Raw genomic sequence first — 17,325 nt, 5'->3', positions numbered from 1 at the left:
AGATTTATTACTATCGCCCTAGCTTAATCTGAAGATTTCTCGACTCCAAGAATCTATTAAATTCAGGAATTTCCTCATTGAGCAATCGCTGATATTGTACTTGGATATCATCCAGTTGCTTTCTGAAAACATTGTAAACTTCCACTTGCTGATTTGTAGGCTTGAAATCTGCACCAAATCCACCTACATCACTTGCTAAGGCACTTATTCTTCCATACAATTTCATTGGCGCACGGAATGCATCTTCTCTTGCTCCAGTCATATTCACATCAAATAAGCCGCTTTCTACTTCTAATATCTTATCATCGAGTTCTTTCACTTTTGCGGCAATTTGAGCATCATCATTCAGTTCAATAAGCTTAGCCAATTCGGCTCTAATAGTTTCAATTTCATTAATGGCAACAACGACCTCATTAAGTGCTGCATTCAAATTGAGCGAGAATGAAACCTGCTGCTGTATGTCATTTATGGTCCCTGCTGTATTAGGATCTTTCAATACTGTAACTGCATGAGAAGCAACTTTACCATCTACCGTAATTCGAACTTGGTAATCACCCGGCACTACTCTTGGTCCTAATTGACCACGATATAAATCCAAATCCCAGGTTACTAATGGCCTAAATTCTCTTCCTTCCAACTTCACCCAAGGTTTATCAGGTGGAGCAACTAATAAACGAGGCTGTAGGGTTGGTTCATGGCGTAAATCCCACCAGACTCTATTGACACCGCCATCCTTTTTGCCAGCAATCGTTCTTACCAACTCGCCATTTTTTGTTAGCACTTCAATCTTCACATCATTTGCAGTTGATTTCAGAAAATAGTTAATGTCCATTCCATAAGGAGGATTACTGCCTGTCGTCAGAGATCTACCTTCGGTTTTAATTCCTTGAAGCTCATGAAATCTGTAAGCAGGTCTTTGGCTAAAAAGATGAACATCAGAAGCCATCACTTCTGCACTTAACTCGCGAATAGGTGTTATATCATCAAGTATATAAAAACCTCTTCCATAAGTACCAATAACCAAATCATTGAACTCTTCCTGAATTGTGAGCCAATAAATTGGAGCGGGAGGTAAATTATTTCTTAATCGAAACCAAGATTTCCCATCATCCTTCGAGATATAAAGCCCCTTATCAGTTCCTGCATATAGTAAGCCTGCCACTTTCGGATCCTCACGAGTTACATGTATAAAACTTGATTCTGATCGTTCGATCCCAGCATCTAGTCTTATCCAAGATTGTCCATAATCTGTTGTTTTATAAATATATGGATCAAAGTCACCCAATTGATGTGCATCTACGGTAACATATGCAGTGCCAGCTTGATGTCTTGACGGCTCAATACTCGATATAGTGCCATATTCTGGTTTACCTGGAATATTCTCTGATACATTTGTCCAAGTTTTTCCTCCATCACGAGTTAGTTGCACTAGGCCATCATTGCTTCCTGTCCAAATTAAGCCATCTTCGAGGTGAGATTCTGCAATCGAGAATAAAACTGACGCATCGAAAGTCATCAAATTATCCGTTGCTATACCTCCTGAGGATTGTTGTTGTGTTTTATCATTTCTCGTAAGATCTGGACTAATTATTTTCCAACTTTGGCCATAATCTTCCGTCATGTGCACGAATTGGCTGCCTACATATACTCTTTTATGATTGTGTGGGCTTATATAAATAGGGAATGACCAATGCCATCTGTAGCGCATGTCTGCTGGTGCCCAACCATAGCCAGCTTCTGGCCAAACGCGGACATCACGAGCATGACCAGTTCGCAAATCATATACTTGTAGGCCGCCATCATAACAGCCAGACCATACAATATTGTTGTCCACAGGATCAGGTATTGCCCATCCACTTTCGCAACCGCCTACTGCATGCCACAATCCTAATGGAATACTTCCTTGACGACTATTACTTGGCCCTCTGTACGAGTAGCCATCTTGACGATTTCCATATACATTATATGGCACCTGATTATCCGTCCACACATGATACATTTGTGCATTTGGAAATACGAATTGCTTATACGTTCTCTGTTTATTCCATGTAACACTGGCTCCACCATCATGGGCAACCATTATACGATCAGGATTTGCTGGGTCAACCCAAATATCATGATTATCACCTCCCGCTCTATACCCTGCCTGGTCTAGGGTGTAGCCTCCATCCCTTGAAGTACTAAAGCGGACAGAAGCAAAATACACCTCATCGGGATCATCTGTAGAAACTCTTAATCTCGTGTAATAAGGAGCTCTTTCGTTTATTGTATGATTTATCATCGTCAACTCCCAGCTATCTCCTCCATCTGTAGATTTCCATAGCTGTGGACTGTCCATTTCAAAAAGCGCATATACTACATCAGGGTTACTATAGGATACCGCAACCGAAGCTTTACCTACTGGATTTTCAGCTCCTCCCGGAAGGCCATTATTCTTCATTGGCTCCCAAGTCTTACCACCATCTTTACTTCTATAAATTCCACCACCTGGCCCTCCACTACGCAAACCCCATGTTTTGATTTCTATTGACCAAAATGCTGCATAAAGGATATCTGGATTTTTTGGATTGATGGCTAAATCGGCTGCACCAGTATTTTCATCTACAAAAAGAACATTCTCCCAAGTTGTACCACCGTCAGTAGTTTTATACACTCCGCGATCTTTTTGTGGACCATAAGTGTGTCCAAGCCCGGCTGCATATACTGTATTCGCATTTCGAGGATCTACGATAATCTGTCCAATCCGGGAGGTTTCTTTTAGTCCACTATGCGACCAAGTTTTGCCTGCATCATTGGATTTATAAATACCATTACCCATTGCATGGGCTGGTCTTATCAGAAAAGTTTCGCCAGTACCAGCCCATACTTGCTTATGGTCAGTAGGGGCAACTGCCAATGCTGAAACGGAAGAAATATCTTGATCATCGAATATTGAATTCCAGGTAGTTCCTCCATCCTCTGTTTTGAACAAACCTCCTGAGGCCATGCCTACATACATTACCATATTGTTGCCAGGTTCGCCTGTTACGGCAATTGTTCTATTCCCATCTGGCCCTATAAACCTAAAATCTAATTGTTTGAAATATTGGCTTTGGTCGGCAGTATTTTGAGCTACACTGAAGAAAGGCAATAGGCATAATGCTATCCAGAAAATCGATGACTTTTTCATTGTGGTGATTCTTGAAATTTTGTACTTGGACAAAAGATATAAAAATCGCCTTAATTGAATTGACTAAATTCTTTGTGAGGTAAATAAGTAATTTGAAAGACTATTTTTAAGAAGAGCGAAGTAGTTATTCTACTTTACTCCTTCAAAGATTTCAAGGAATGTAGAATCTCCTTTTACTACTCTAATGGTAAATCTCAATTTCTTTGAATTGTGAATATACAAGCCGCCATCAGTGGATGAGATATTAGAAGTGCCTTGAGCTTGATTAGGTATATTAATTAATCCACCTGAAAAAATCATATCTGCATTTGCATTAAAACTACTACTAAAATTACTCCCAACAGGTGTAATTCTCAATTGCGTATTACTCGAAGCTGCTTCCGATATTCTTATTTTAAAATTCTCTCTTTTCGGAGTATTCAAATTTGGATCATCTATGTTAAGTGGCGTGATTATGAATTTTTGCGCAGTACCAGTGTATTCTCCATGAAGCTCAGTTATTGGTAAAATACTGATCTCTTCTTTGGAACAAGCAGTTAAAAAAATGATGGTCAATAAGAGGATAAAGCTAAATTTCATTTCAGGTTTCATTCATTTTAGGTTTGATAAAACTCTTTGCAGATAAATTCGAATCGTTTTTAAACAAACAACAATGTAGAGAACGACCAATTTTAAAATTAATTGGCCGAAGCTAATAATAATTTTTCGAAAAATAAATTAGAAATGTAAAGTATAGTTATAAGAAATTTTGAGAACAGCTCAGCTGTCAAGAATTTAAACAAAGGAAAGTTTCTTAAGGAATGAAATAATGCTTTACTCATTCTGCTATTTTTTTTACTTTTGACAACGTCCTGTTTAAAACTGAAATTCTTGACCGTTCATATAATAGCTTAAACAATCAAGGTTGATTGTCGTATTTAGTGTTCGCTTTGCAAGTTTCCTTATAGAAATCATAAAAAAAATTAATATAAATTTTTAAATAAAATCCATGAATCCAAAACCATCGCTTTCAACACTTAAACATGATTTACCCTCAGGATTAGTGGTTTTCCTAGTTGCTCTTCCCCTTTGTTTGGGAGTTGCATTAGCCTCTACTGGCCGACCTGATTTACTATTTTCAGGTATAATTGCTGGTTTTGTAGGTGGTATTGTCGTTGGCGCATTAAGCGGTTCTGCCTTGGGTGTTGCAGGCCCAGCTGCTGGCTTAGTTGTAATTGTATTGAATGCGCTTGACACCCTCGGAACTTTCGAAGCATTTTTGCTTGCGGTTGTATTAGCAGGGGTCATTCAAGTTATTGCAGGCTTTTTTAAGGCTGGCGTAATTGGATACTATTTCCCATCATCTGTTATTAAAGGAATGCTTGCTGCAATTGGATTAATTCTAATCCTCAAAGAAATTCCTCATGCTTTAGGATATGATGAAGATTATATGGGGGACGAGAGTTTCCTTCAAGCGGATGGACACAATACTTTCTCTGAAATTATGTATGCCCTTGGAGCTGTACAAACGGGAGCTATAGTCATTACAATACTATCTCTTGTTATCCTTATTTTATTTGAAAAGCCAATTATGCAGCGTGTAGCACTTTTCAAAATATTACCAGGCGCACTTTTCGTAGTTGTTTTTGGCATCGTCATTAATCAAGTATTTCTCGCATTTGCACCAGAATTAGCCATGACTGGAAAGCACTTAGTGCAGTTACCAGTTGCATCAAATGCAAGTGAATTTTTTAGCTTTTTCACACTTCCAGATTTCACTGCAATCACCAATATTGATGTGTATGTCGTTGCATTTACACTAGCAATTGTGGCAAGTTTAGAAACTTTACTTTCAGTGGAAGCTACAGATAAACTAGATCCCTTTAAGAGAAATACCCCAACAAATAGAGAACTTAAAGCTCAAGGTGTTGGCAATATGATTTCAGGTCTAATTGGTGGTTTACCAATTACCCAAGTAATTGTTCGCAGTTCAGCAAACATTAATTCTGGTGGTAAAACTAAAATGTCAGCGATTATCCATGGAGTCATTTTGTTGGTATCTGTCATTATTATCCCAAGAGTTTTGAACCTCATTCCACTAGCTACTCTTGCTGCTATTTTACTACTTATCGGCTATAAGCTTTCCAAGGTTTCTCTTTACAAACAGATGTATAAGCTAGGATGGGATCAATTCATTCCTTTTGTTGTAACAGTTGCAGCTATTTTGTTCACTGATTTGTTAAAAGGTATAGGTATAGGTATGGTAGTAGCGATTTATTTTATCCTTCGCAAAAATTACAAGCACCCTTATTATTTCCACAAAGAGGAATACCAAGAAGGTGATGTTATCAATCTAACTTTATCAGAAGAAGTGACATTCTTGAATAAAGGCAGCATACAATTGACATTGGATCACATACCTCACAATTCGAAAGTTGTAATTGATGGTACTAAATCACAGAATATAGATTATGATGTTTTAGAAATTATTCAAGATTTTAAAGCTCATACTGCGCCACATAGAAATATTGAAGTTGTAACCAAAGGAATCAATAATGTAAAGTCAACTGGTGGCCACTAGAAACTAACACTAAACCTAAGATATATGGAATATTACAAGCAACTTTTAGACAACAACAAAAACTGGGTTGAGGCTAAACTCAAAGAAAATGACAAGTACTTTGATGCTTTAGCAAAAGGTCAAAAACCACCAGTATTGTGGATAGGCTGTGCCGATAGTAGAGTACCTGCCAATGAAATAACTGGAACTCAACCTGGTGAAGTATTTGTGCATAGAAATATCGCCAACATGGTAATTCATAGCGATATGAGTATGTTGAGTGTATTAGATTATGCAGTTAATGTATTGAAAGTTTCACATATAATTGTTTGCGGTCACTATGGTTGCGGTGGCGTACTTGCCGCTATGAGTGATGGTAAGTTTGGCCTGATCGACAACTGGCTAAGACATATCAAAGATGTTTATCGCTTACACCAAGCCGAATTAGACGCAATTGAGAATAAAGACGAAAAAGGAAAAAGATTTGTAGAGCTGAATGTAAAAGAACAAGTACTAGATCTTACACATACATCCATCGTTCAGAATGCATGGCAAAATGGCCAAAACCTACATGTACATGGATGGGTTTATGATATTGCAAATGGTTTAATCAAAGATCTCAATGTAAATGCTAGTGGCAGCAAGGACATAGATAAAATATTCAAATTAGCGGGAGGATAATTCCAGTATAATTCAACATTGTTAAAAAAGCTCGGCTCCATAAAGTCGAGCTTTTTTCTTAAACAGAATACTCAGTTTTCAGTTTGCTTTACATGGCAAATTTGAATGAAAGAGATATAGACAGAATAATTGAAATGGCATGGGAAGACCGCACTACTTTCGATGCTATTGAAGCCCAATTCGGAGTTAATGAGTCCCAAGTCATTAAGTTGATGAGGAACAATATGAAAGAATCCTCCTTCAAAATGTGGCGGAAAAGAGTAAGCAATAGATCTACCAAACATCTTTACAAAAGAGACTTCACTAAAGGGACTTTTAAGTGTAGCCTACAAAAGGCAATTAGCTTCAATAAAGTCTCAAAAAGATAAAAACTTCATGTAAACAGAATTTGGTCTGAATAATGGACAAGCATTGCGCATAAATTTAGTATTTTCGCCTCTGTTTCATAAATTCAAAAATCTATGACCTCATTCAAAAAGCTCAATAACCTTACTGGTTGGATAGTTTTTATCATTGCTACTGTAGTTTATACACTCACCATTGAGCCAACAGCGAGCTTTTGGGATCCTGGTGAATTCATTGCCGTTTCTTACAAACTCCAAGTACCTCACCCTCCAGGAGCGCCATTTTTCTTATTGGTAAACAGGATGTTCTCCATGCTTGCTTTTGGTGATGTAGAACAGATCGCATGGTGGGTAAATTTCTCAAGTGCAATTTTTAGTGGTGCCACCATACTTTTTATGTTTTGGTCCATTACCATGCTCGGACTTAAGCTTTGGAAAGTAAAAGACACCTTCCAAAATGAAGGTCAGAAATACGCTATTATTGGTGCTGGGCTTGTTGGTTCATTAGCCTATGCTTTTACTGATTCCTTCTGGTTCTCAGCAGTTGAAGCTGAAGTGTATGCAATGTCATCATTTTTTACTGCCTGGGTAATTTGGGCATTCTTGAAATGGGATAGAATTGAAGATGAAGAAACAGAGCAAAGATGGTTAATCCTTATTACTTATATGATGGGCTTATCAATAGGAGTCCATTTGCTAAACCTCGTTACTATTCCTGCTCTAGGTCTATTATATTATTTCAAAAAGCACAACCCAACAGTAAAAGGTGGCATAACAGCCTTAATTGTCAGTGGCCTAGTTTTAATAATCATCAATAATGGTGTAATAACCGGCTTCCCTTCAATTGTTGGTTCTTTAGAAGTTTTATTCGTAAACTCTTTTGGGCTGCCCTTTAGCTCAGGGATGATTACATTTATTGTCCTCGCCTTAGGAGCATTAATTTATGGAATCAGATGGACATATAAGAATGGGAGACCATTGGCCAACACTGTATTGTTATGCTTTGCTTTTATCCTTATTGGCTACTCGTCTTACACTATTGTTGTAATCAGGTCAGGGTATGACACGCCAATTGACGAAAATGATCCAGGAAGTGTCATGGGTTTTATTTCTTATTTGAAAAGAGAGCAATACGGTGAACGTCCATTATTGTATGGTCAGTATTTCACCGCTGATGTTATAGATCAAAAATTGGGCGCACCTGTTTATTACCGAGACGAAGGCTCTTACGAAATAGCTGATTATAGACTTAAAAACATTTACGATCCCAACGAAAGCACCATCCTCCCGCGAGCATGGAGTACCAATCCACGACATGTTGAGATTTATAGAAATATGCTAGGGCTTCCAGAAGGGCGAACACCAAGCTTTATGGATAATCTCAAGTTTATGTTTCAACATCAAATGAATCATATGTATTGGCGTTATTTCATGTGGAATTTCTCAGGTAGGTCATCCGATATTCAAGATGCAGGATGGATATCTCCTTTAGATTCAGGTAAAAATTTACCAGAATTACTTGCAAATAATAAAGCTCGAAATCAGTACTTTATGATTCCGCTAATCCTTGGAATCATAGGGCTTATTTTCCAGTACAAAGAGGATTTTAATAGCTTCTTATTTACGCTCATGCTATTTCTAATGATGGGAATTGTACTAATTCTCTACCTCAATTCTCCACCTGTGGAACCTCGTGAGCGGGATTATATATACGTTGGTTCGTTCTACGCCTTTGCCTTTTGGATTGGCTTGAGTGTAATGGGTATCTATACGTATGTAAGCAAGGCGATCAAATCAAAGAAAATGGCTGCAATCCTTGTAACAGCGGCTTGTATGTCAGCTCCTATCATTCTAATTGCCGAAAATTGGGACGACCACAATAGAGGCAATCGATATTTTTCTGTGGATTCAGCTAAAAATATGCTTGCAGGTATTGCACCAAACGGCATCCTATTCACTGGTGGTGATAATGACACTTTCCCTCTCTGGTATGCACAGGAAGTTGAAGGTTTCCGGACAGATGTGCGGGTGGTTGTGCTAAGTTATTTCAATACCGATTGGTATATAGAGCAAATGACTAGGCAGGTATATGAATCAGAGCCATTCCCATTCACTTTGGAAATGAAAAACTACAGAACTGGGACCAATGATTATTTGCAATTACTCGAAAGCTCCAATGAGAATATCAAAAGAGGAATCAATGCAAAAAGCTATGTAAACCTGATTAAAAATGAAAGTGAGAATTTAAGATTCCCAACTCAATCGGGAAGAGAGCTTTATATCATTCCTTCCAAAAATTTCTATATGGATGTGGATACTACAGCCGTAAAAGCTGCTGGACTAGTACCGGAAAGTTTGCAGCCATTTTTGACATCAAGAATGGAATGGTCACTCAATGGCAACAGCATGGATAAAGCTAGCTTGATGATCCTCGACTTGATTGCAAATGGGAATTGGGAAAGGCCTATCTATTTCAATAATACTTCCTTAGCGACAATTGGCTTCAATCTTCGTGACTATGTGGTGCAAGAAGGCACAGTTTATAGATTGCTTCCTGTAAAAAAGCCTGAAGGATATCCACTTGATAACCTTATCAATACGGACAAAATGTATGATATGTTGGTAAATGAATTCAGCTATAGAGGCTTGGACGATCCTAATACATACAATAGCCAAGATTATAGGTTCTTTGTACTAAACCACAGGTCTGCTTTCAATGAGCTTTCAAGCGCATTATATCTCCAAGGTGATGAAGAGAAAGCAAGAGAAGTAGTGTTCAAGTCACTTTCTGCCATGCCTGATCATGGTGTTCCGTACGATTTCTCTGGTTTACAAACGGTGGATATGCTATTCAAACTTGGTGAGGTTGATAAGGCAATAGAAATGGCCGAGATACTCGCACGCAGAGCTGATGAAATGATGGCTTATATGATAAAAGAAGATCGGGAAATCGGCAACGAATTGCGCATCAATTTGGTAACCTTGATGAACTTGCAGCGCATCATGCGCAATTATGATCAGGAAGAATTAGCCATCAAATATGACAATATGCTCAATCGCCATTATGGAGCAACGGGTGTCGAAAGGATATTGAGATAGATTCTTTTAGCTCAATAATAAAAACAGAAAGAGGTAGCCAATTGGCTACCTCTTTCTGTTTATGACTAATGCAAAATTAATTTCCCAAACCCTCCAGCCAAATTGAGGAAATAGCGGGAGGATAATCATCGCTTCATCCTCCCGCTATTTCAAGATTAGAGGAAAGGAAAGAAGTTGAAGGACTTTAAGAATTCACTACTTTTTGTGAAGGATATAGAATAAGTCTAGCCCTTGATTTGGATTATCTACTTCATAATAATCTTCATGACGAATACTTGCCACTAAGCTATCATTTTTACCCTGAAGCTTATTTCTATTCAAGCGATTGAGCAATTCATACGGCACTCTCAATACCGAAGCTGGTAATCTGTATTGAAGCTTCAATATATCCCAACGCATAATTTTATTTACAGACTTCTTATTCTCCTCATAGTAAGTCATCACTTTCTGATTTCCAGCAATTCCTTTCGCCTCCACATCATCAAAAATTGTTTCACATAGCGCTTTTAGCTCAATTGGTGTGTATTCACGCTCATGCCATGGATTACGAGAAAGCGTCCAATTGATATTAGGTGTGGAAATAATCGCTTTACCTCCAGGCTTCAATACTCTATATATCTCCTTCAAAAAAGCCTCGTCGTCACGAATATGCTCAATCACTTGAAAACTCACTACCGTGTCGAAACTCTCGCTCATTGTAGCAGGAAGAGGCGGAATATTGCCTTGAATAAATTCGATTTTTGGATACTTAGCACTCAGTTTATCAATCACTTCTTGGATCTTATCCAGCGCTTTATAACTCTTTGCCACAGGCGCCAACAGCTCAACTCCTCTACCCTCTCCACAGCCTAATTCCAGCAAGTCGCCTTTTACATAAGGCAATGCTGCATAATAGGCCTTCAACAATCTCTGGTGGATTGGATTGTCAGATACAATTTTGTCAGAAGCAATTTCAGTGGTGTATGTACTCATTTCAAAAATCTTTGTGCAAAATTAAAGGAATAATCGGCATGGGAATAGAATAAATGCGAAAAGGCAAAACGTATATCCCAAAAAGCCGTTTATTTTGTACATTCATTCCTAATTGAGCTTTTAGAAATTTTTAGCGCTCAAAGGCAATGAATTCTGCTTGGGTTCTGACCTAGCCTTCTTAATAGACTCTAGAAAAATATGAAAAATACGCTTCTACTTTGTTGCTCTGCACTTTTTGTCTTTTTACTTGGCATCCAATTCACTGCTATTGCGCAAAAACCAATTACTGAGATCAACTTTGCTCACATTTACAATCCTAATGCTACTTACAATCTAGATTACGAAGTAGCGTCGAATGAAGATGACTACAAGCTTTTCCTTAAATTCAATATCAATGCACAAGGTCAATTACTGAGCAATTTTCAAATGTTTTATGGCTTTAAGGATTCTTACACAAGCAATGAAATACCTGAATACAAACAAATTGATTTTGCAGAAGCTAAAATTACTGGAGAGAGAAACACGCATTATTTAGGTGTAGATATTAAAAACTCTGAGAAAAAATCAATTCTAATGCTTCGTGTGATTCAAACACAAGGTCAAAAGGAATTTTTTCATGTAATCAAGCTCCGCAATAATGAAGGATCGCTTTACACAACAATATTACCATTCGAAAAAGAAAGAGAAATTCCGCTTTTCAGGAATTATGTAAATGGAGAAGAAGAGTTTAGAATTAGGCAATTGTTTGGATCGAAAGAAGATATCACCTTTCTACATTATCCAGAAACCTTCTTAGCAGCAGAGCCACCATTAGTAATCCAGTCAACTAGAGAATCACCTGAACTCAATACTGATTCCACCTTTGTGAAGCGGGAGGGTGAAGCAATTTCTCTAGCAGGAGAAGGCTTCTATTTCATCCAAACCGATGCTGACAGCAATGAAGGAATTAGCTTAGTTCTTACAGATAGGTTTTTTCCAAAAGCCGCACTTATAGACGATGTAATTGAGCCATTTGTATATCTGAGTAGCTCCGCTGAATATGAGCAATTGACAAATGCCGAAAATCCAAAAATTGCATTGGATGAGCATTTAATAAAAATTAGTCGCTCACAAGATCGATCTAAAACCATTGTCAGAGATTATTTTAGAAATGTGGAGAGAGCAAATGCACTCTTTACTAATTACAAGTACGGCTGGAAAACGGACAAAGGCCTTATCTACACTATTTATGGCAATCCAGATGAAGTAATGCTTATCGATAATTCTGAGGAGTGGATTTACTTGAACCGTGCAGGAATTCCAAGATTGCGTTTTACCTTTACGCGCATCGAAAACATCTTTTCTCCAAAGCACTACGTATTGCTACGGGATCGCAATTATGCTGAATTTTGGTTCCGCACCGTAGATTCTTGGAGAACAGGCAGACAAGGACAATGAGAGAAAACAACCATTCAGACCGCAGCGAAATGATTTTTGGTACTCGTGCGGTTATAGAAGCAATAGTAGCTGGCAAGGAAATCGAGCGAGTTTTACTTCAGCGTGATCTAAGAAACGAACTTATTCAGGAACTGCTTCAAGTAAGTTCGCAGCATAATGTACCGGTGACTAAAGTACCCGCTGAAAAGCTCCACAAATTTACTCGCAAAAATCACCAAGGCGTAATTTGCTTTATCTCGCCTATCCAATACGCAAGCTTGGATGGTATAATTGATGCATGTTTCTCCACAGGAAAATTACCTTTTCTTCTCCTACTAGATCGCATAACTGATGTCCGTAATTTTGGTGCAATATGTAGAACGGCACTTAGTGCAGGAATCGATGCCGTAGTAATTCCCGAAAAAGGAGCTGCACAGATTAATGCCGATGCCGTGAAAACTTCTGCAGGGGCATTACATCATTTACCGATTTGCCGAGTTCCTAGTCTACACAAGACCGTGCAATATCTGCAAGATAGCGGTGTAAAAGTGGTTGCTTGCACAGAAAAGGCTTCTGATTTGGTTTACAATGTAGATTTATCAGGCCCCTTGGCAGTGATAATGGGTTCTGAGGAAGATGGAATTTCAAATGATCTGATCAGAAAAGCGGATGATTTAGCTAGGCTACCGATGTTTGGCCCAGTAGCCTCACTCAATGTATCTGCGGCAACCTCCGCTATCCTTTTTGAGGCTGTTAGGCAGCGGGAGGAATTGGTTTAGTTAGATATACTTATCACCTTTTTTTGCTTTCACGTCTTTTACAAACTCACGGAATTGTTTCTCATCATCCTTTTTGCAGATGAGAATGACATTGTCGTTTTCTGTAACCAAGTAGCCGTCGAGGCCTTGAACTACTATTAGTTTATCATCAGAAGTACTACGAACGATTGAGTTTTTAGTAGCATAGGCCATTACATTTCCTTCGAGCACATTGCCTTTTTTATCTTTTTCTTTGATGTCGTGCAAAGAAGCCCAAGAACCCAAATCGGACCAGCCGAAATCACCCAAAATTACAAAGACGTTTTCCGCCTTTTCCATAATAGCATAATCTATCGAAATACTCTTACATTGAGCATAGGCAGAGAAAACAAAATCCTTCTCATCCTCAGTATAATAATGCGTAAGTCCTTCAGCAAAAATCTCATCTAATTCGGGTTGATAGGCTTTAAACGCCTTTTTAATGGCGGAAATTTTCCAGATAAATAAACCAGCATTCCATACAAAATCTCCGCTTTCGATAAATTTGACAGCAAGATCATACTCTGGCTTTTCGGTAAAGGTTTTCACCTTCTTTATTTCCTCAGTATCGTCGTGTATATATTGAATGTAGCCATAGCCAGTTTCAGGTCTATGTGGCTTAATACCAAGTGTAATCAACTTTTCACCTGATTCCGCGCCAATTACAGCTTTTTCTATTACTTCCACGAATTCAGCTTCTTTAAAAATAGCATGATCGGATGGTGCTACAATTATGGTAGCATCAGGATTTCGAACGCCAATTTTGTAACAAGCATAAGCTATGCAAGGCGCTGTGTTTCGTTTGGTAGGTTCGAGTAAAATCTGTGCATCGTCCATTTGTGGAATCTGCTCTTTTACTAAGCCATGGTAATCCTCATTGGTAACGATATAGATATTTTCGGGAAGGCAAATTTTCTGAAAACGCTCCACTGTCATCTGAATTAGGCTTTTGCCTGTTCCTAAAACATCAAGAAATTGCTTTGGATGATTATTGCGACTATATGGCCAAAAGCGGCTTCCTACACCCCCCGCCATTATTACTACGTAGGTATTCTTATTCATTATCTCCACCTTGTTTGCAAGGCTGAATATAAGAATTATTAATATTTACTAGCCGTATTTCTCGAAATTGAGAGCGGAAATAACAATCTGATAAAATTGAGCCGTTGGATTTCAGAGGCTCAATTTCAAAAAATTGTCAATATGGATTGTTAGCTTGCTTACGCTTGAGGTGATTTTATTCAACAGGGCATATTGAAAATTTAGCACTCTTACCAAATCAGAATAAATATACAATTCCTCGTCTTAAATTAGTTTATTATGTAATTGGCTTCAAACATGCTTCAATTTCTCAACATCTTCTTCTTTGTTTTTCATACAGCCTTGATTCTCTTTAATCTTTTTGGCTGGCTATTCAGGAAGACACGCAAACCTCATTTCTATAGCATTTTACTAATGCTCTTTTCCTGGCTTATTCTCGGGTTTTGGAAAGGTTTCGGATATTGTTTCCTTACGGATTGGCATTATCAAATATTAAGGAAATTAGGTGAGCGAGACCTCCCAAACAGTTATATTTCTTTCCTAGTAAAAACCCTAACAGGGTGGCTTCCGGATAACCTTCTGGTAGACCAAGTAACTGTGAGTCTTACTGCTGTGGTATTGGCCTGTTCGGTGTATGTGAACTTTATAAAACAGAAAAAGTCATAAAGTACTTTGCTAGTTAGCATTAGATTGAATTAGTAACCTTAATTTATGCTGTCAACTCAATTTTTTGGAGCAATTTCCTCAAACAATTTTGTGGCTAAATCATTAATTAGGCTGAATTCGTAATTTGTAGAAAGTAATCAATTCGGGTTCTTCATCTAAGATACTTATATTTTGAGTAGCCCAAATATTTCCTTGACTATCAGCAACACTTAACTGATTGATCTTTTCAGGAATTCTCAAATAATCACTTACTAGGTTCCCATCCTTCATTATCAAATACTTTCTGGGATTAACTCTCCGCCGATTTGCAAAGGTTTCTTCCTGATTCGCACCCTGGGCATCATTCAATTCCTGTAGAGACATCCCAGATGAATACTCTATAAAATCAAAAGGCTCAAAATGGAAGACAGAATGAATTCTTCCTGGTACTGGTTCTGGTTTGTTTTGCTCTTCTATTCCAGACATTCCTAAACTGTAACCTTCCGAAAGCACAAATTTATCAAAGGGGATTCTCTTTCTACTTATATTATTTCCCTCTGGCAAACCCATTATAAATAAGCTAGTATCATTGTTCATCGTATAGTAAACCTTATCATTAACAGTATGAAACACAGGCTTAATAAAATAATGAGCTCTATCATTGAGAAGATGGCTTCCTTCTTCCAATTTACCTAAAGTTTTATATTCACCTGATTCAGCATCTAATAAATCAAGAATTGTGAGATTTTGGTAAAATTCCAATTGGACTGGACTGAATTCGGTTTGGGAACTAAAATATGTAGTGAGATACTTTCTTCCATCAATTTCTGCTTCCATTAAGTGATTATGCCCACGATATATACTTCCATTTGAATTTATTTTAATTCTGTGACTTCCTTGAACATTGAATTCTTGATCATAAACTTTCACTTCTCTTTGTCCCATTAAAGCATAGCCATCATTAAAAAATTCTACTGACATAAGGTTACTTCCAACACTGCTTGGCCCTTCAAGCGGCATTTCAAACTTCTTAAGAATTTCACCCTTAGGGCTAATCGCAAATACAATTGGAGGAGAAGTTTGAAACATTAGCAAATTTCCAGATTCATCATGTACATCATGTAGAATAAGGTTAGCAGACATTAAATCTATCTGTACAGAATCCACCAATTCCAACGTGTAGTTATTGGCGTAATTTTGCTCTTCGTCTTGATTCTGACAAGAACCAAGGAAGAAAAGTGAAATTGCTAAAAGTATGCATGTTGCTTTCATAGATGTCAAGAATAATTATTCCTCTACAATTCGTAATTTATAAATCGTAACCACCTCCGGTTCTTCCTCAAGTGCAGCTACATTTTGTGTGGCCCATATATTTCCAAATGGATCACTAATGCTTAGCTCTATAATTTTTTCAGGCAGGGATAACACATCACTTACAAGCTCTCCGTCTTTGAGAATTATTACTTTTTGAGGGTTTGCCTTATTTACTTCTGCTCGATTATATCGCTCTCTATTTGGACCAACCAAATCAAGAAACTTATCTAATGGAATACCTGATTTATAGGAAATCACATCCATTTCTCGTACATGAAGCAAGCCTAACACTTCACCAGGTTCATCTCTCATTTCTTCTTGTTCCGAATAACCGGCCTCACCAAGCGAATATCCCTTAAACATAATATACTCATCGAATGGGATATTAATTCTATTTAATTCATTTCCAACATCATCGAGAGTATAAAGGACTGTATCATTACTTGCTATTACCTTAGTCTTTCCTTCAAATGGTTCATATAATGTTCGGATAAAGTAAAATGCTTTTCCTGACCTATACATACTGCCCTCGTGAAATCTCCCATAAGATTCAAAGGACTCATTTTCAGGATCTACTAAAGTTAGAAGATTATACTCGTCGTAATATTCTGCCTCAATAATTGTTTTTTCCGTTTTTGGACCATAGAATATTAAAAAGTGAGATCTTCCATCTTTTTCAATAACTTTTAAATGTTTGCTGTTCATATATATTACTCCACCTAGATCAAGTGGTATTTTCAGTCTTTTCTTTACATTAAAATCCGCATCATAAATTACAATAGTTCCAACACCCATTATTGCGTATCCATCTTCAAAGAATGTTGCAGAAATAAGATTAGAACCTGCACTTGTTGGGCCTTCTTTAAGGTGCTCAAATTCTTTAACAATCTCACCTTTTTGCGAAACAATTAAAACCAAAGTATTGGAATTGAATCCTGCTGAGCTGAGCATCAACAAATTCCCATTTTCTGGATGTGTAGCAACTAGATATGGATAACCAATCATCCGATCTATGTGGATGGAATCTGTGATTTCAAGTTTGTAAGTGGAGCTACTAAGATTACCTGTATCCTTTTGCTCTGATTCACAGGAATAAAAGAAAAAACCCAAACAAAGAAGTGCTAAAATTCTCATAATGAAGGTCGATAAAGTCATAAAATAAAATTCAACCTCAATTAAATAAAATTTAGTTAACAATGCACTATCTATTTAGTAATTTTTACATTCTTAGTTTAGGGTTACTCATTTAGGTCGCAAGTCCAATGATTGATTTTTTGGTAATTGGAACGGTTTTAAGGCATCTTTCGA

The 17,325-nt window shown here is 37.6% G+C and carries 13 protein-coding genes; 7 read left to right on the top strand and 6 right to left on the bottom strand.

Features of this window, described 5'->3' with window-relative positions; genetic code table 11:
* Positions 1 to 10: 10 nt before the first annotated feature.
* Both ACOXY8_RS16265 and ACOXY8_RS16260 read right to left on the bottom strand, forming a co-directional pair.
* Positions 11 to 3,169: a glycosyl hydrolase gene (locus tag ACOXY8_RS16265; protein ID WP_458332675.1), complete on the bottom strand. Its 3,159-nt coding sequence runs from the start codon at positions 3,167 to 3,169 to the stop codon at positions 11 to 13.
* A gap of 129 nt (positions 3,170 to 3,298) precedes the next feature.
* Positions 3,299 to 3,760, bottom strand: coding sequence for a hypothetical protein (locus tag ACOXY8_RS16260; RefSeq protein ID WP_458332674.1), 462 nt, complete (start codon positions 3,758 to 3,760; stop codon positions 3,299 to 3,301).
* A gap of 397 nt (positions 3,761 to 4,157) precedes the next feature.
* On the opposite strand from ACOXY8_RS16260, the gene ACOXY8_RS16255 reads away from it, so the two are divergent.
* The 4 genes from ACOXY8_RS16255 (at position 4,158) to ACOXY8_RS16240 (ending at position 9,832) form a co-directional block, all read left to right on the top strand.
* The gene (locus ACOXY8_RS16255) at positions 4,158 to 5,729 is read left to right on the top strand and encodes a SulP family inorganic anion transporter (protein WP_458332673.1); all 1,572 of its coding nucleotides are present in this window, start codon (positions 4,158 to 4,160) and stop codon (positions 5,727 to 5,729) included.
* A gap of 24 nt (positions 5,730 to 5,753) precedes the next feature.
* A complete protein-coding gene (can, locus tag ACOXY8_RS16250; RefSeq protein ID WP_458332672.1) occupies positions 5,754 to 6,389 on the top strand; it encodes a carbonate dehydratase in 636 nt (211 codons plus the stop codon).
* A gap of 92 nt (positions 6,390 to 6,481) precedes the next feature.
* The gene (locus ACOXY8_RS16245) at positions 6,482 to 6,757 is read left to right on the top strand and encodes a TIGR03643 family protein (RefSeq protein ID WP_458332671.1); all 276 of its coding nucleotides are present in this window, start codon (positions 6,482 to 6,484) and stop codon (positions 6,755 to 6,757) included.
* A gap of 93 nt (positions 6,758 to 6,850) precedes the next feature.
* The gene (locus ACOXY8_RS16240; protein WP_458332670.1) at positions 6,851 to 9,832 is read left to right on the top strand and encodes a protein O-mannosyl-transferase family; all 2,982 of its coding nucleotides are present in this window, start codon (positions 6,851 to 6,853) and stop codon (positions 9,830 to 9,832) included.
* A gap of 195 nt (positions 9,833 to 10,027) precedes the next feature.
* Here the strand turns inward: ACOXY8_RS16240 and ACOXY8_RS16235 are convergent, their stop codons facing one another.
* Positions 10,028 to 10,804: a class I SAM-dependent methyltransferase gene (locus ACOXY8_RS16235; protein ID WP_458332669.1), complete on the bottom strand. Its 777-nt coding sequence runs from the start codon at positions 10,802 to 10,804 to the stop codon at positions 10,028 to 10,030.
* Between the two features lie 198 nt (positions 10,805 to 11,002).
* Between ACOXY8_RS16235 and ACOXY8_RS16230 the strand changes: the two genes are divergently transcribed.
* Together ACOXY8_RS16230 and rlmB are read left to right on the top strand one after the other, a co-directional pair.
* Entirely contained in the window at positions 11,003 to 12,241 is a 1,239-nt protein-coding gene (locus ACOXY8_RS16230) for a GWxTD domain-containing protein (RefSeq protein WP_458332668.1), read from the top strand.
* Positions 12,238 to 12,999: a 23S rRNA (guanosine(2251)-2'-O)-methyltransferase RlmB gene (rlmB, locus tag ACOXY8_RS16225; protein ID WP_458332667.1), complete on the top strand. Its 762-nt coding sequence runs from the start codon at positions 12,238 to 12,240 to the stop codon at positions 12,997 to 12,999. Before ACOXY8_RS16230 ends, rlmB begins: the two co-directional genes overlap by 4 nt.
* Here the strand turns inward: rlmB and ACOXY8_RS16220 are convergent, their stop codons facing one another.
* The gene (locus ACOXY8_RS16220) at positions 13,000 to 14,079 is read right to left on the bottom strand and encodes a mannose-1-phosphate guanylyltransferase (protein WP_458332666.1); all 1,080 of its coding nucleotides are present in this window, start codon (positions 14,077 to 14,079) and stop codon (positions 13,000 to 13,002) included.
* Between the two features lie 276 nt (positions 14,080 to 14,355).
* Between ACOXY8_RS16220 and ACOXY8_RS16215 the strand changes: the two genes are divergently transcribed.
* Entirely contained in the window at positions 14,356 to 14,724 is a 369-nt protein-coding gene (locus ACOXY8_RS16215) for a DUF2784 domain-containing protein (protein WP_458332665.1), read from the top strand.
* Positions 14,725 to 14,826: 102 nt separating this feature from the next.
* On the opposite strand, the gene ACOXY8_RS16210 is transcribed toward ACOXY8_RS16215, so the two are convergent.
* Both ACOXY8_RS16210 and ACOXY8_RS16205 read right to left on the bottom strand, forming a co-directional pair.
* Positions 14,827 to 15,975 (bottom strand): hypothetical protein, encoded by a 1,149-nt coding sequence (locus tag ACOXY8_RS16210; protein WP_458332664.1) that lies wholly within the window; start codon positions 15,973 to 15,975, stop codon positions 14,827 to 14,829.
* Between the two features lie 15 nt (positions 15,976 to 15,990).
* Positions 15,991 to 17,151 carry a hypothetical protein gene (locus ACOXY8_RS16205; protein WP_458332663.1) on the bottom strand — a complete coding sequence of 387 codons (1,161 nt, stop codon included), beginning with the start codon at positions 17,149 to 17,151 and terminating at the stop codon, positions 15,991 to 15,993.
* Positions 17,152 to 17,325: the final 174 nt, after the last annotated feature.

This window comes from Peijinzhouia sedimentorum (genome assembly GCF_049340005.1).
Classification (GTDB): Bacteria; Bacteroidota; Bacteroidia; order Cytophagales; family Cyclobacteriaceae; genus CAXBDP01.
This window is presented reverse-complemented; position numbering and strand designations above follow the sequence as displayed.